Source organism: Bradyrhizobium sp. UFLA05-89, from assembly GCF_059803475.1.
This window is the reverse complement of record NZ_JBANBA010000051.1, coordinates 45,939-60,052: the sequence shown is the minus strand read 5'-3', so window position 1 is coordinate 60,052 and position 14,114 is coordinate 45,939. Positions and strand designations below refer to the sequence as shown.

Below are 14,114 nucleotides of genomic sequence, written 5' to 3'. Positions count from 1 at the left end.
CGTGACCATCACGAGTGTGAAGGGCGACCATGAACGGCCGCCCCTCAGCTCATCTCTACGCCGCGTTGTGCAGGCGCGGGGTGACGAGGCCGGGCGCGGTGACGCCACGCAGCGATTTTGCCAGCGCCAGCACGGCGAGATCGGCCAGCGGCTCGATCACGATGACCAGCGCATAGGACGCGGCGAAGGTCGCGATGTTGGCGAGGTTCGCAGCGCCAAAGCCCGCGCCATAGATCGCCCAGAACGCAACCCAGGCGATGATGCCCGACTGATACGCCGTCGAGAGCGCCAGCGCCTGACGATACTGCAGGTCGACATAGGCCGTGTCGCGGGGGATGATGCGGGTCGCGAGCGCCTGGATCGCGAACAGCGGCACCAGCAGCGTGGTGACGTTCATGCCGTATTGCGGCAGGTCGGTCGGCACGAAGAACAAGCCTTGCAGCAAGAGACCAAGCGCGAGACCAAGGGCCGCCGGCGCCGCGCCGAACAGCAGGAACAGGGTCGAACCGAGGATGAAGTGCACCTCGGAAACCCCGACCGGGAAGTGCGGCAGGATCTCGAAGAAGGTGAAGACCAGCGCGGTGGTCGCAGCCGTCCGTACCGCAAACGAGCTGACGCCCTGCTCGCGCACGGTCTCCGCCGTAAGCTTCAGCGCAACGCCGCCAGTGGCGATGCCGGTTGCGTAACTCAACACGAGCTTGGCGCCCGTCACGATTCCTGGTTCGATATGCATGGTTCAAGTCCTTCCTGCCGTCACACCCGACGGCCTTGGCGTCCAAACGTGCAGGGCCGGTCTCCTGGCTCGCGGATCGAAGGGGATCTCCGGCCTTCCCGAGCCTTGCGGCCCAGTGGCGGATCGGAGCCCCTCACCGCTTACAGTCGCGGGGGCGGCTGGGGTTTGGGGCGCCGCAACTGGGTCCGCCCACCCCCATTCCCGATTATGCTCCGGCGCTTTGCGCCGCGTCGAGCACCATGCCCCTCTTGTGTGCCTCTTTCGCAAGCCGGGCGTCAAGGGTCGAACGGCAACTGCGGACATCATCACGACGATTCTCCCGCTAGTGCGCCAAACAGGATGACGGCGGCGGTGGTCGCGGGCACGGCCTGCGCGAGCTCTTCGGCGAGCTTTGCGATCGTGGTGCGGACGAGCCGCTCGTCGGCGCGGCCCAGGGATTCCGCAAACAGCGCGGGCGTTTCCGGCGAAAGACCCTGCGCAATCAGCTTGGTGGCCAGTTCCGGGAACGTGCGCCGGCCCATATAGATCACCGTCGTCGCATCCGGGTCGGCCAGCGCCGCCCAGTTCAGATTTTGCGGAAGCTGCCCGGTCACATCGGCCCCGGTGACGAACTGCACCCGGCGCGCGGTATTCCGCCGGGTCAGCGGGATGCCGGCTTGCGCCGCCGCGACGCAGGCCGAGGTGACGCCGGGCACGATCTCGTAGCCGATCCCCGACGCCCGAAGCGTCTCGATCTCTTCCTCGAGCCGGCCGAAGATGCCGGCATCGCCGGATTTCAGCCGCACCACGCGCGCGCCGGTCGCCGCATAATCGACCAGCAGGCGGTTGACATGCTGCTGCTTGGTCGAGGGCCGGCCGGCGCGTTTTCCGACTGCCACCAGATTGGCGCCGGGTCGGGCAAGCTCGAGAATCGTGCCGGAAGCGAGATCGTCATAGAGCACGACGTCGGCCTCGCGCAGCCGCGCCGCGCCCTTGAGCGTCAAAAGCTCGGGATCGCCGGGACCGGCGGAGATGAAGGAGACGAAGCCGCTCACCGGTCCTCCGCAATCAAATGAAAGAAGGTGCCCGTCGCATATCCGCGTCGCGATCCGGTCTCCGCGACGGTTGCGCCCGTCGCGTCACGCACGATCGCAAGCGATACATCAGGCTGCGCGAGAATCGTCGAATAGTGGAATTCATGACCGCGCAGGCGCGCGCCGGGCTGATGTCCCGGCATTGGCGCTGCGAGCTCGGCAAGACGGTAGCCAAGGTGCATGCGGCGCTTGGCAAAGCTCGTCTCCAGGCCCAAGAGGCCAAGCATCTCGTGCCGCGCGCCGTCGGCATCGGTCAAGGCCGCGCCCATCACCATGTAGCCGCCGCATTCGCCGTGGACCGGCCGCGTCTCGGCGAAGGCGCGCAAGCGCTCGCGAAAGCGCGCATTCGCGGCGATACGGCCGGCGTGCAGTTCCGGATAGCCGCCGGGCAGCCAGCACACATCGGCGCTTGCATCGGGTCCCTCATCGGCGAGCGGCGAGAACGGCAGGATCTCCGCACCGGCAGCACGCCAAGCCTCGAGCATATGCGGATAGACAAAGGAGAACGCGGCGTCGCGCGCTAGCGCAATGCGCTGGCCTGGCGGCGTGACGTTAACCCGGTTCGTGATTGCCCGCGATGTCCATGCAGATGCCGCGCCGAGCACGGCGTCGAGATCGACGTGCTCGCCGACGAAGCGCGCGGCCTCATCGATCAGGCGACCGATCTCCGTCTGCTCCTCCGCCTGCACCAGGCCGAGATGCCGTTTCGGCACGCTGATCTCGGCGTGGCGCGGCAGCGCGCCGAACACGGCAATGCCCGCATTGGCCAAAGCGCGGCGCACGAGGTCCTCATGCCGCGGGCTCGCGACGCGGTTGAGCACGACGCCGGCGAGACCCACCCCGCTGCGGAAATCCCGCAAGCCCGTCGCAATCGCGGCCGCCGTCTGGGCCTGGCCGGACGGATCGATCACCAGCAGCACCGGCCAGCCCATCATCTCCGCGATGTCGGCGGTGGCGCCCGTCCCCGAGACGCCGCGCGCGGCGACGCCGTCGAACAGGCCCATCGAACCCTCGGCCAGCACGAGATCGGCGTTCGCACCGCGGCTGACGAGATGCTCGATCGTCGCGCGATCCATCGCCCAGCTATCGATGTTGACGGAGGCACGCCCCGTGGCCGCGGCATGAAAAGCAGGATCGATGTAATCGGGGCCGCTCTTGAAGCACTGCACAGTGAGTCCGCGATCGCGATAGGCGCGCGCGAGCGCTAACGTCAGCGTCGTCTTGCCGACACCGGAAGCCGGCGCCGAGATGACGAAACCCGCAGGCATCACGACTCCTCCGGAAAACGCGGCGCCGGCCCGACCGGCCGGTAGCGGCGGTCATAGTCCGCGGCGTAAAGGCGGCTCTCTGAGAATTCCTCCGAGCCGAGTGTCCGGCCGACCAGGATGAGCGCGGTGCGCCCGAGCTCGGCGCCGACAGCCGCATCGAGCGTGGCAAGCGTCGCGCGCACGATGCGCTGGTCCGGCCAGCTCGCGCGCCAGACGATCGCCACCGGACAATCCGCGCCATAATGCGGCGTCAGCTCCGCAATCACCTTGTCGAGCAAATGGATCGACAGATGAATGGCAAGCACCGAGCCGGTCGCGGCGAACGCAGCAAGCTTCTCGCCCTCCGGCATCGCGCTCGCCCGGCCTGGCGTACGCGTCAGCACCACAGATTGCGTAAGCCCCGGCAAGGTCAGCTCGGCTTCCAGCGCTGCGGCGGCCGCCGAGAAGGACGGCACGCCCGGCGTGACGGTGAAGGGAATGCCGAGCGCGCGCAGGCGGCGCAATTGCTCACCCATCGCCGACCAAATCGAAACATCGCCCGAATGCAGCCGCGCGACATCCTTGCCTTCCGCGTGCGCGTTGGCAATCTCGGCGATGATCTCGTCGAGCGACAATGGCGCCGTGTTGACGATCCGGGCGCCCTTCGGGCAGTGCACCAGAACGCCTTCGGGCACGAGCGAGCCCGCATAAAGGCAAACCAGTGAGGCTGCGATCAGGTCGCGCCCGCGCAAGGTGAGGAGATCGGCGGCGCCCGGCCCTGCTCCAATGAAATGCACGGTCATTCGCCGTCTCCCTCCGCAATCGCCGCGGTCGCGGTCCGGTCCTGCGAGACCACGCGCGTCGCAATCAGGCGCGCATCACGGCCCGCTGCCGCGAGCGCGACGGCTTCCGCCACCGATCCGGTGCCGAATTTTTCCTTGATGAGGCCTGACTGCGTCGGCGTCGTAATGCCCACGAGCTTATTGGCGGAAATGGCCTTGATCGGCACGTTGAATTCGCCCGCGAGCAGCTTCAGCGCGGCGCTGTCCGCCTTGTCGCTGACGGTTGCGACAGCCGCTAAACCTTCCACACCGCCGGCGGCGAGAAGCGCCTCGCGCAGCGCGGCAAGCGTGACGTCGCTCCTGAAGCCGAGCCCTGCGACCCTCATCGCACCGCGCTCCATTGCACGACCGGCCGCGCCACCTCCCAGGAGCGATAGCGCCCCAACGAGCCCGCATGTGCGATCTCGACCCGCATCAAGTCGCCGCCATGGCGCTGGTGAAGCTCCACCAGCAACGTTTCCGTCTCCAGCGTCACGGCATGGGCCACCAGCCGCGTACCTGACCCAATGCGAGACCAGATAGCATCGAACATCGCGGCGTCGAGACCACCGCCGATGAACACGGCGTCCGGCGCCGCCAGACCTACCAGTGCACCGGGCGCAGGTTCGGCGATGACGGTGATCTTGTGTGCAAGTCCGAGTGCCGTGGCATTGCGCCGGATGTTTACAACGCGGTCCTCGCGCGCCTCGACCGCAATCGCCGAACCGCCGCACAAGGCCCATTCGACCGAGATCGAGCCGGAGCCCGCGCCGATGTCCCAGAGGCATTCACCGGGTCGAGGCGCCAGCGCGGACAAGGCCAGCGCGCGCATCGGCCGCTTTGTGATCTGGCCGTCATGCGCGAAGAGATCGTCGGCAAGTCCGGAACTGCGCGGAATGCCATTCAGGCCCCTTGTCTCTAGCGCGACCGCGATCAGGCTGTCGCCGGCTTCCGCCGTGAAACCGTCTGCACGATGCGCTCTGATGTTTTCTCGCGGGCCGCCGAGCGCGGTGAGAGTCCACAGTGCTGAAGCACCCCAGCCCCGTTCCGTCAGCCACTTCGCGAGATCGCCGGCGGCCTTGCCGTCGCGCACAAGGCAAATAATCCGCGCACCATTGGCGAGATGCGGCACCAGGCGTTCGAACGGCGCGGCGTGCAATCCGAGACAGACGACATTCTCCAGCCGCCAGCCCAGCCTCGCCGCGGCAAGCGAGAACGTCGACGGCGCGGAATGCGCGATCCACTCACCGGCCTGAAGCCTCTCTGCGAGGCTGGCGCCGGCGCCGTGCCAGAACGGATCACCGGACGCGAGCACCGCGGTGGGCCGGCCGCGGCAGCCCAGCACGACATCCGCATCGAACGGCACTGGCCACGGGCGGCCACGATCGGTTATGCCTGCCAGCGCAAGATGGCGCTCGCCGCCGAACACGGTCTCGGCCCTGGCAAGCGCCTTTCGGCTTGCCTCGGAGAGGCCGGCAAGGCCATCTTCGCCGATACCGATGATGGTCAGCCAGGGATCAGCCATGATGCGCGCCCTCATTCTGGGCGGAACGAGTGATGCGAATGCGCTCGCCACGGAGATCGCGCGCGCCGGCGTCGATGCGATCTATTCCTATGGCGGTCGCACCCGCGTGCCTGCCGGACAGCCCCTGCCGATCCGCACCGGCGGCTTTGGCGGCGTGAGCGGACTTGCGGATTACATCCGGCAAGAAGGCGTCACGCACGTCATTGACGCCACGCATCCCTTTGCCGCTGAGATGAGCCGCAATGCGGCCCTGGCCTGCGAGGAAACGCAAACACCGCTGATCGCGCTCGAACGCGCGCCCTGGATGAAAGCGCCGCGCGATAACTGGATCGAGGTCGAGGATCTCGCCGCCGCTGTCGCGGCGCTGCCCGAGGAGGCGGCGCGCGTTTTCCTCGCGATCGGCCGGCAGCATATCGCCCCGTTTGGCGAGAGACCGCAGCACACCTACACATTGCGCTTCGTCGATCCTTCCGAGGCGACGCTGCCGTTCGAAGCCGAAATCATCGTGTCGCGTGGGCCGTTCACCTTCGAGGGCGAGGTTGAGCTGCTGCGGTCGCGTGGCATCGCATGGATCGTCGCCCGCAATTCCGGCGGCGAAGGCGCGCGCGCCAAGATCGACGCGGCCCGCGCCCTTAGCCTGCCCGTCATCATGATCGCACGGCCGCGACTTCCCGAGCGGCTGCGGGTAGAAAGCGTAGCCGAAGTCATGGCGTGGCTCGGTCATCGGGCCTGCCTCGGTGCATAGACCCAACGGCCGACACGGCGCGTCTGCGAATTGCCGACGATCACGAGCGTGCGCATATCGGCCATCTCCGGTGTCGCCTCGTTCAGCGCGACCGTCTCGATCCGCTCGTCCGGCGCGCTGATCGCGCGGGCGAAGATCACCAGCCTCTCGCCGCAGCCCGCCTCCTTCAGCACCGCGAGCGCGCGGCCAAAGCCTTCCGGCCGGCTCGCCGAGCGCGGATTGTAGAGCGCAATGGCGAAATCGGCCTCCGCCGCGAGTCGCAGGCGCTTCTCGATCAATGGCCATGGCTTGAGATTGTCAGAGAGATTGATCGCGCAAAAATCATGGCCGAGCGGCGCGCCCGCGCGCGCGGCGGCGGCCAGCATCGCGGTCACGCCGGGCAGCACGCGGATCGGCAGTTCCCGCCATTCTGGAGTCTGTTCAAGCGCCTCGAATACGGCCGACGCCATCGCGAACACGCCGGGATCGCCGGACGACACCACGACCACCTGCCGTCCTTCCGCTGCAAGCCGCAGCGCTTCGCTCGCGCGCTGAAGCTCCACGCGATTGTCCGAGGGGTGCAGCGTCAGGCCATCGCGGGGCGCAACACGCGCGACATAGGGAGCATAGCCCACGACGTCGGTCGCAGCCGCGAGCGCAGCAGAAACCTCCCGCGTCACCAAGGCCTCGTCGCCGGGCCCAAGCCCCGCGATGGTCAGCGTTCCCGTCATTCGCCGGCGTCCATGCGCCGTCCCCGCCCGTGCACCAGCACGATTGCAAAATAAGGACAGTCGGATTCGTCGATATCGGCGAGCCGCGCAACGCGCTCACCAGGCATGGTGCCGCGCTCGACCAGCCAGGCATCATCGAGCCTGCCGGCGGAGGCGAGCGCGCGACGCACTTTTCGCAGATTGCGACCGGTCTTCATGATGACGAGCGCATCGGAATTGCACATGCGCTGCTCAAGCTCGTCCTCGGCCAGCGTGCCCATCAGGACCGTCGTCACGTCATCGCCGAGCGCGATCGGCTGGCCGACCGCGTTCCAGCAGCCGGCCATGCCGGGAATGCCGGCAATGACCTCGATCTCGACGCGCCCCTGCAAACGTGCGTGCAGGTGCATGAAGGAGCCGTAGAAGTAAGGATCGCCTTCGCAGAGCACGACGACGTCGACCGCGCGCGCCAGCCGCGCCAGCCGCTCGGCCCATTCGTCGTAGAAGCCGGCGAGCAGGCGCACATATTCCAGGCTGTCGAAGGCGATCTCCGTCGTGACCGGATATTCCATCGGATATTCGGTGACGTCGCCTGCGAGCATGCCCTCGACGATGCGCCGCGCCTGGCCGGGACGCCCTTTCTTGCGGAAATATGCAACGTGCTTGGCCGTGCGCACCTCGCGATCGGCGCGCACACTCATCAGATCGGGATCGCCGGGCCCAAGGCCGCAGCAGATGATACGCCCCATCTCTATTCGCTCCGGCTCGCCAGCGCATTCACGGCGGCAACGGTAATCGCCGAGCCGCCGAGGCGCCCGTCGACCGCCAATGCCGGCGCCGGCGGATTCGCCATCAGGGCTGCCTTGGATTCGGCCGCGCCGACGAAGCCGACCGGACAGCCGATGATCGCCGCCGGACGTGGACAGTTTTCGTCCTCCAGCATGTTCAGCAGGTGAAACAGCGCGGTCGGCGCGTTGCCGATCGCAACGATCGCACCGTTCAGATGCGGCCGCCAAAGCTCGAGCGCCGCCGCCGAGCGCGTGTTGCGCATGGTTTCGGCGAGCGCGAGCACGGCAGGATCGCCGAGCGTGCAGATGACGGCATTGTTCGCCGGCAGCCGCGCGCGCGTAATTCCTTCCGACACCATGCGCGCATCGCACAGGATCGGCGCGCCGCTCTCGAGCGCCGCGCGCGCGGTGCGCGCCATGCCGGGCGTGAAGCGGACATTCACCTCGAGCCCAACCATCCCAGCGGCATGGATCATGCGCACGACGACCTGCTCTTCGTCCGGCGTGAAGCGCGCGAGGTCGGCCTCGGCACGGATGGTCGCAAAGGATTGCCGATAGATCGCCGCGCCGTCGGTCTCGTACACGTGCGGCATCAGCGCCCTCCCATTAGCACGGAGGGATTTTTGACGATCTCGGCGCCGCTCAGACCACGCCGCACAGGCATATCGCGGGTCGAGCCGCAACGGACGAGATCAAATCCGTCACGAGTTGCAACGAGCGTAAGCGTTGCCGGTCCCGAATGCGCGCAACCCTTGGCGCAGCCGGAGACGTGAAGCCGCGCATCAGGCGCGATGTGAGGCGCGAGCGCGGCAGCAAGCGCGCGGGTGTCGGCATGTGCCTCACGGCAACGCGGCGCGCCGCTACAGGCGATCACGCGCAGCGCGGGATCATCGGCCCGGGTGATGAGGCCTTCACCGCCCGGCAACTCGCGCATGCCCTCCGCCAAAATCATCCGCCACGGCGTCATGCGCAGCGCCGACGCGCAAGAGGCAAGATGAGTGAGCGCCGAATGCGGCAACTGCCCAAAGGCCGCACCAATCATCGCGCCTTGCGGGTAAAGATCGGGACGGGCTGCAGCTGCCGTGACGGCAGGCTCGACCCCGCCACGCAAGGCGTCAGGCAATTTCGCGCCGGCAGCGATATGCGCTGCCATCCGCCCTCGCCTGACCTTGGCGTCACGGGATGCCACGAACCACTCTGCCAGCGCGAGCGCCGCGGTCACAACTTCTCGCCGCGTAACCGCGCGCCCAAGTTGCGCGCCATCGGCACGCACCATGAGCGCCCCCGTACGGTCGCGCTCGATCCGGATGTCCGCGGATGCGCTCGTCAGCACACGCTCACGACCGTCATCAATGGCAAAGCCGAACTTGGTCGGAAGATCGAGCGCGCTACCCGCAAGAGCCTGCTCGAGCTCGTCGGCGAGCAGGCAGGTGTCGTCGCCGGCGTTCCAGAATGGCGTCACCAGAATATTGCGTCGTGATTCGGTCTCCGGATCGGAATCGAGCAGGCCCAATTGCGCGAGGCCGTCGAGGAGAGGCAGATGCGCCGCCTCGGTCACGCCCCTCACTTGAAGATTGGCCCGGCTGGTCACGTCGATCAAACCGTTGCCATACCGCGCGGCAAGCTCCGCAATGCCTGCCGCCTGCGCCGCCGCCAGCCGGCCGCCATGCGGGCGCACGCGGACCACGAGGCCGTCACCCGACAGCATCGGCCGCAGCGCGCCGGGACACCAGCCCTTGATCGCGACCGCGCTCATGAGGCCTCCTTCAGCGCCGCCGCGATCGAGTTGCGGCGGGTCTTCCAGAGGGCGGCTTCGTGCAGGCGAGCGAAGCAGATTTCGATCGCAGCCAAGGCGGCCGGATTTTCCCGCGCCATGAACGACCGGACATCGTCGTTGCCTAGGGTCGCATCATAATAGACATCGAACAGATGCGGCGGCACGGCGCCCGCCAGATGCGCGAATGCGGCCATGTGCTCGAGCGTCGCAGTGATCTCGGCAGCGCCGCGAAAACCATGGCGCATCATGCCTGCGATCCAGTCCGGGTTGGCGGCGCGGGCGCGAACGACGCGCGAAATCTCTTCCGTAAGCGCGCGCGCCTGCGGCTGGTCGGGCCGCGTCGCGTCGAGGTGATAGAGCGACGGCGCGGCCACGCCTAGCTTTGCCGCCGCAGCCGCAACGCCCGCCTCATGCGCGGCATAGTCGGCGGCGAGCAGCAGGTCTGTCTCTGGCAGATCCTGCACATGGACGAAGGCGTTGGCGCTGGCGAGCCTCGTCTCGATGCCGGCGCGATCGGGCCGCATCTCGCCGTCTGAAGACAACGCCCAGGATGACGCCGACAGCCAGGCCTCGCCGGCCGCCTCACGCGAACCTTCAGTGAAGACATCCGGTATCGAGGAGAGGCCGACGCCATATTGTCCGGGACGTGGCCCGAACACGCGCGCGGCGCGCGTGCGATAGGGATTTTCGTTACCCTCGTCTTCGCGGGTCGAGAGTGCCTCGCTGGCTGCCTCGAACAATTGGGCGAGACCCGCGAAGACGTCGCGGAACAGTCCCGACACGCGAAGTGTGACGTCGATGCGAGGACGGCCGAGCTCGGCCAGCGCGATCATGTCGTAGCCAGTCACGCGTCCTGATGCGTGATCCCAGCGCGGCGCGAGCCCGGCCAGATGCAACGCCATCGCAAACTCCTCACCCGCCGTGCGCATGGTCGCGGACCCCCAGAGATCGACGACGAGCCCCTTCGGCCAGTCGCCGTGATCCTGCAAGTGGCGGCGCAACAGTTCTTCGGCGAGCTTCACACCTTGCGCATGCGCCGACGGCGTCGGCACGGCGCGCGGATCGACGGCGAACAGGTTGCGCCCGGTCGGCAGCACGTCCTGGCGCCCGCGATAGGGCGAGCCCGCTGGCCCGGGGGCGACGCGCCTGCCGGACAGCGCCGCAATGAGCGCGTCCCTCTCCGCTTCGCCGCAAATCCCCCGACCGAACACATGCAGGCCATCGCCGAACTGGCTTTCCTTGAGATCGCAGACGAAACGGTCGATGCGTGGAATCGCTTCGGCAGATAGCGCCGATGCGGCAAGGCCGAGGTCGGCGTCGAGGCCGGCCGCGTGCGCCTCGTCGCGGATAGCGGCAATGAGCCGGTGCCGGCGCGCGGGATCGAGGCCGTCGGCGGTCGAATATTCGTCGAGCAGCTGCTCGAGCCGGCGCAAGCCCTCCGGCACCGCGGACTTCGCCAGCGCCGGTGGCAGATGGCCGATCGTCACCGCACCGGTGCGCCGCTTGGCCTGCGCGGCCTCGCCGGGGTCGTTGACGATGAAGGGATAGACGACAGGCAGACCGCCGATCAGCGCCTCGGGCCAGCAGGACGACGACAACGCCACGGATTTCCCCGGCAGCCATTCCAGCGTGCCATGCGCGCCCATGTGCACGACGGCGTCCATGCCCTGCTGCCGGAGCCAGAGATAGAACGCGACATAGGCATGGCGCGGGGTGCGCGAAAGATCGTGATAGTCGGCGTCGCGGTGACTGACATAGCCACGTTCCGGCTGCACCGCGATGATAGCCTTGCCGCTTCTGATCGCCGCGAAATGAAATGCGCCGCCGCGGCAGCTCGGATCATTCTCCGGCGGCCCCCAGGCGCGGGCCAGATCGTCCTGCAATGCCTGCGGAAGGCGGGAAAGCGCCGCGCGATAATCGGCTGCGCTCCACGTCAATTCCTGTTTCAGCAAGTGATCGCCGAGAGCACTCTGTGGTTCAACATCGAAGCCAGCTTCGCTGAGATCAGAGAGCAGCGCCTCGACGGACGCAAGCGCATCGAGCCCGACCGCGTGGGCGATCTGGTGCGGCCGACCGGGATAGTTGGAGAGCACGATCGCCAGCCGCTTCTCGCTTGCCGGCTTCTCCGCGAGCCGCTGCCAGGCCGCCACGCGCGCAACGACGGCGGCAATGCGCTCTTCGTCCGGCCGATGGGCGAGATGCGCGAATTGCAGATCAGGATCGCGCTCGCCAGCCGACTTGAAGCTCACCACGCCCGCAAACACGCGGCCGTCGACCTCCGGCAGCACGACGTGCATCGCAAGATCGCCCGGCGAGAGACCGCGGAGCGACTCGGCCCAGTCCTCACGACGTGCCGTGGAGAGCGCGACCTGGAAGACCGGGCATGACGCAGCATCGAACGGCGTCGTGCCGTCATCGCCAAGCGCAGAGAACGCCGTCGCGTTGACGATGGCCGCTGGCAGACATTGTGCAAACAGTGCGCGTAGCCAATCCGCCACGCCGGGCGCTTTCAACGATGTAACGAAGACACCAAAGGCTTCGAAACCTCTCTCGCGCAGCGCTGCGATCAGCGCATCGACGGGCGCAGTATCGGCGGCCGTGAGATAAGAGCGATAGAAGGTCACGATCGCGCGAGGTTTTCCGCCGGGGTCGGGCAGCGCCCCGACAACGCCGCTTCCCGGCTCGTAAAATCCAATCTCGGGAACCTCGATCTCACCTACCACCGGTCCCGCATAGAGACCCGAGGCCAGCGCAAGCTGCGCGATCGCGGCTTGTGCGGCGACCGGTCCGCCCTTGTCGCAGAGCACTTTCAGCCGTCTGAGCGTCGAGACCGGCAAGGTCGAGAACGCATCCAGCCGTTCATCGTCGCGACCATCCGCTGGCAACACGGCAAGCGCGATGCCGCGGTCCTTCGCCAGTTGCTGCAGGGCTGCAAGCCCATACGCCCAATAGGACTCGCCGCCGATCAGGCGCAGCAGAATGCCGCGCGCTTGCGACAGCGTCCGCTCGATATAGGTGTCGACCGACAACGGATGACGCAGCTCGGCGAGATTCGCCAGCCGCAGCGACGGCAGGCTCGCGCACCCTCGCCGCCAACCAGCCGCGAACGCGGCGAGATCTGAGTCCGAGAACGAGAGCACCACGAGATCGGCCGGATCCTGGCCGATGTCCCTTGGCGTCGCAGTCTCTTCCAGACCACGGCTCTCGCGGAAGACGACGTGCATCAGATCCCAAGCCCTGAGATACCAAGTCCTGCCTTGATCGCGGTCTCGTCGATGTCGCCATGCTCGCCGATCACGACCAGCTTGGATTGCCGGGGACGCACGCCCCAGGGCTGATCGAACTGGTGCCGCACGCGTTCGCCGACCGATTGCAGCAACAGCCGCATCGGTTTGCCCTTGACCGCGATATAGCCCTTTGCGCGCAGCACGTTCTGCTCGCGCGCCAGCCGTTGCACCGAGGCGATCAGCGCCTCGACGTCGACGACCTCAGGCAGATCGATCACGACGGAGTTGAAATCATTGTGCTCGTGATCGTCCTCGCCGTCGTGATGCGAGGGGCGCGCGGCGAGATCATCTTCGGCCGCCGCCTCAAGACCGAGGATCACGCGCAAGTCCACCGCGCCGTCGACGACCGGCAGCATTGGAACGGGGCGCGGCATTTCCGCCGCGATCGCCGCCTTCGCTGCTTCGAGTCCCGCCGCGCCGGCAAGATCGGCCTTGGTCAGGAGCACGATATCGGCGCAGGCGATCTGGTCCTCGAACACCTCCGACAGCGGCGTCTCGTGATCGAGATTCTCATCCGCCGCGCGCTGCGCCTCCACCGCAGCCGGATCGGGCGCGAAGCGTCCGGCCGCGACAGCCTCGGCGTCGGCGAGCGCAATCACGCCGTCGACCGTGATGCGTGAGCGGATCTCCGGCCAGTCGAACGCTTTCAGCAGCGGCTTCGGCAAGGCCAGCCCCGACGTTTCGATCAGAATATGATCCGGCCTCACCCGACGTGCGAGCAGTTGCTCCATCGCCGGAATGAAATCGTCGGCCACGGTGCAGCAGATGCAGCCATTGGCGAGTTCGACGATGTTTTCCTCCGGGCAATTGGCATCTGCGCAGGATTTCAGGATCTCGCCGTCAACACCTTCGCTGCCGAATTCGTTGACGAGCACCGCGAGCTTCTTGCCGTTGGCATTGCTGATCAGATGCTGGATCAGCGTCGTCTTGCCTGATCCCAGAAAACCCGTGACGACCGTGACCGGGACTTTTGCGAGCGTGTTCATTCGGCGGCCTCCGGCACGACGGCGATGGGGGGAATGCGGGCAAGCGATTGCTTGCGGAAGATTTCGGGGCGGCTGCGCCATGGCACGATGCCGTCGGGCGCAGCCGCGTAAGCCGAAGCGCCTGCGATCACATCGTTCGCATTGGCATCCGACAGGCGGCCGTAGACGTAGGACCATCGGCCCGGCGCGCTGAGTGCGACCGAGCAGCCCTGGCTACACGCCGAGAGGCATTCGACGGGAACCAGGTTGACGCCCTCGGGCACGCCGGCCTCGAGGATCGCGGCATGCAGCCGTGCGCCGGGCGTGGCTTCACCTTCGCCGGGTGTCTGCCCGGCGCGGCAGGTGATACAAACGTGAAGTGTGACGGCCATCGCCCCTTCCAGGATATCTGCGGGAGGCGATGAGGCGCACGAACCGCTCGAAAGAGGGTCCGTTTCCCCGTC

14 protein-coding genes and 1 riboswitch are annotated in these 14,114 nt (G+C 67.2%); of the genes, 1 reads left to right on the top strand and 13 read right to left on the bottom strand.

The features are described from left to right. Positions 1-55: 55 nt before the first annotated feature. From SO139_RS24875 to cbiE, 6 genes are all read right to left on the bottom strand, one after another. Positions 56-733 (bottom strand): energy-coupling factor ABC transporter permease, encoded by a 678-nt coding sequence (locus SO139_RS24875; protein WP_449377395.1) that lies wholly within the window; start codon positions 731-733, stop codon positions 56-58. Positions 734-770: 37 nt separating this feature from the next. Continuing rightward, positions 771-990, bottom strand: a riboswitch (cobalamin riboswitch). Positions 991-1,038: 48 nt separating this feature from the next. Further along, positions 1,039-1,767, bottom strand: a complete 729-nt coding sequence (cobA, locus tag SO139_RS24870; protein ID WP_449377396.1) for a uroporphyrinogen-III C-methyltransferase — start codon at positions 1,765-1,767, stop codon at positions 1,039-1,041. Next, positions 1,764-3,074, bottom strand: a complete 1,311-nt coding sequence (locus SO139_RS24865; protein WP_474797146.1) for a cobyrinic acid a,c-diamide synthase CobB — start codon at positions 3,072-3,074, stop codon at positions 1,764-1,766. Before SO139_RS24865 ends, cobA begins: the two co-directional genes overlap by 4 nt. Then, entirely contained in the window at positions 3,074-3,856 is a 783-nt protein-coding gene (cobM, locus tag SO139_RS24860) for a precorrin-4 C(11)-methyltransferase (RefSeq protein WP_449377398.1), read from the bottom strand. Before cobM ends, SO139_RS24865 begins: the two co-directional genes overlap by 1 nt. Continuing rightward, positions 3,853-4,221, bottom strand: a complete 369-nt coding sequence (locus SO139_RS24855; protein WP_474797144.1) for a cobalamin biosynthesis protein — start codon at positions 4,219-4,221, stop codon at positions 3,853-3,855. Before SO139_RS24855 ends, cobM begins: the two co-directional genes overlap by 4 nt. Next, entirely contained in the window at positions 4,218-5,399 is a 1,182-nt protein-coding gene (cbiE, locus tag SO139_RS24850) for a precorrin-6y C5,15-methyltransferase (decarboxylating) subunit CbiE (RefSeq protein WP_449377400.1), read from the bottom strand. Before cbiE ends, SO139_RS24855 begins: the two co-directional genes overlap by 4 nt. Here cbiE and SO139_RS24845 point away from each other — a divergent pair. Next, positions 5,398-6,144, top strand: a complete 747-nt coding sequence (locus SO139_RS24845; RefSeq protein ID WP_449377401.1) for a cobalt-precorrin-6A reductase — start codon at positions 5,398-5,400, stop codon at positions 6,142-6,144. The genes cbiE and SO139_RS24845 overlap by 2 nt on opposite strands. Here SO139_RS24845 and cobJ read toward each other — a convergent pair. From cobJ to SO139_RS24810, 7 genes are read right to left on the bottom strand one after another with little or no spacing between them, the layout of a single operon-like run. Beyond that, the gene (gene cobJ / locus SO139_RS24840) at positions 6,120-6,854 is read right to left on the bottom strand and encodes a precorrin-3B C(17)-methyltransferase (RefSeq protein WP_449377402.1); all 735 of its coding nucleotides are present in this window, start codon (positions 6,852-6,854) and stop codon (positions 6,120-6,122) included. The two genes, SO139_RS24845 and cobJ, sit on opposite strands and share 25 nt — an antisense overlap. Beyond that, entirely contained in the window at positions 6,851-7,582 is a 732-nt protein-coding gene (locus tag SO139_RS24835) for a precorrin-2 C(20)-methyltransferase (protein ID WP_449377403.1), read from the bottom strand. Before SO139_RS24835 ends, cobJ begins: the two co-directional genes overlap by 4 nt. A gap of 2 nt (positions 7,583-7,584) precedes the next feature. Then, positions 7,585-8,214, bottom strand: a complete 630-nt coding sequence (locus tag SO139_RS24830; RefSeq protein WP_449377404.1) for a precorrin-8X methylmutase — start codon at positions 8,212-8,214, stop codon at positions 7,585-7,587. Continuing rightward, positions 8,214-9,377 (bottom strand): precorrin-3B synthase, encoded by a 1,164-nt coding sequence (cobG, locus tag SO139_RS24825; RefSeq protein WP_498540713.1) that lies wholly within the window; start codon positions 9,375-9,377, stop codon positions 8,214-8,216. Before cobG ends, SO139_RS24830 begins: the two co-directional genes overlap by 1 nt. Continuing rightward, on the bottom strand, positions 9,374-12,622 hold the full coding sequence (gene cobN, locus SO139_RS24820) for a cobaltochelatase subunit CobN (RefSeq protein ID WP_498540712.1): 3,249 nt from the start codon (positions 12,620-12,622) through the stop codon (positions 9,374-9,376). The genes cobG and cobN overlap by 4 nt, the downstream gene beginning before the upstream one ends. Further along, a complete protein-coding gene (gene cobW, locus SO139_RS24815; protein ID WP_449377407.1) occupies positions 12,622-13,671 on the bottom strand; it encodes a cobalamin biosynthesis protein CobW in 1,050 nt (349 codons plus the stop codon). The genes cobN and cobW overlap by 1 nt, the downstream gene beginning before the upstream one ends. Further along, positions 13,668-14,042, bottom strand: coding sequence for a DUF1636 family protein (locus tag SO139_RS24810; RefSeq protein WP_449377408.1), 375 nt, complete (start codon positions 14,040-14,042; stop codon positions 13,668-13,670). The genes cobW and SO139_RS24810 overlap by 4 nt, the downstream gene beginning before the upstream one ends. Positions 14,043-14,114 lie beyond the last annotated feature (72 nt).

Excerpts from the sequence above, each read along its gene's own strand:
- SO139_RS24855 (WP_474797144.1), bottom strand. The coding sequence starts at position 4,221 with ATGAGGGTCGCAGGGCTCGGCTTCAGGAGCGACGTCACGCTTGCCGCG.
- SO139_RS24835 (WP_449377403.1), bottom strand. The coding sequence starts at position 7,582 with ATGGGGCGTATCATCTGCTGCGGCCTTGGGCCCGGCGATCCCGATCTG.
- cobM (WP_449377398.1), bottom strand. The coding sequence starts at position 3,856 with ATGACCGTGCATTTCATTGGAGCAGGGCCGGGCGCCGCCGATCTCCTC.
- cobN (WP_498540712.1), bottom strand. The coding sequence starts at position 12,622 with ATGCACGTCGTCTTCCGCGAGAGCCGTGGTCTGGAAGAGACTGCGACG.
- SO139_RS24810 (WP_449377408.1), bottom strand. The coding sequence starts at position 14,042 with ATGGCCGTCACACTTCACGTTTGTATCACCTGCCGCGCCGGGCAGACA.
- SO139_RS24845 (WP_449377401.1), top strand. The coding sequence starts at position 5,398 with ATGATGCGCGCCCTCATTCTGGGCGGAACGAGTGATGCGAATGCGCTC.
- SO139_RS24865 (WP_474797146.1), bottom strand. The coding sequence starts at position 3,074 with ATGCCTGCGGGTTTCGTCATCTCGGCGCCGGCTTCCGGTGTCGGCAAG.
- cobW (WP_449377407.1), bottom strand. The coding sequence starts at position 13,671 with ATGAACACGCTCGCAAAAGTCCCGGTCACGGTCGTCACGGGTTTTCTG.
- cobJ (WP_449377402.1), bottom strand. The coding sequence starts at position 6,854 with ATGACGGGAACGCTGACCATCGCGGGGCTTGGGCCCGGCGACGAGGCC.
- cobG (WP_498540713.1), bottom strand. The coding sequence starts at position 9,377 with ATGAGCGCGGTCGCGATCAAGGGCTGGTGTCCCGGCGCGCTGCGGCCG.
- SO139_RS24875 (WP_449377395.1), bottom strand. The coding sequence starts at position 733 with ATGCATATCGAACCAGGAATCGTGACGGGCGCCAAGCTCGTGTTGAGT.
- SO139_RS24830 (WP_449377404.1), bottom strand. The coding sequence starts at position 8,214 with ATGCCGCACGTGTACGAGACCGACGGCGCGGCGATCTATCGGCAATCC.
- cbiE (WP_449377400.1), bottom strand. The coding sequence starts at position 5,399 with ATGGCTGATCCCTGGCTGACCATCATCGGTATCGGCGAAGATGGCCTT.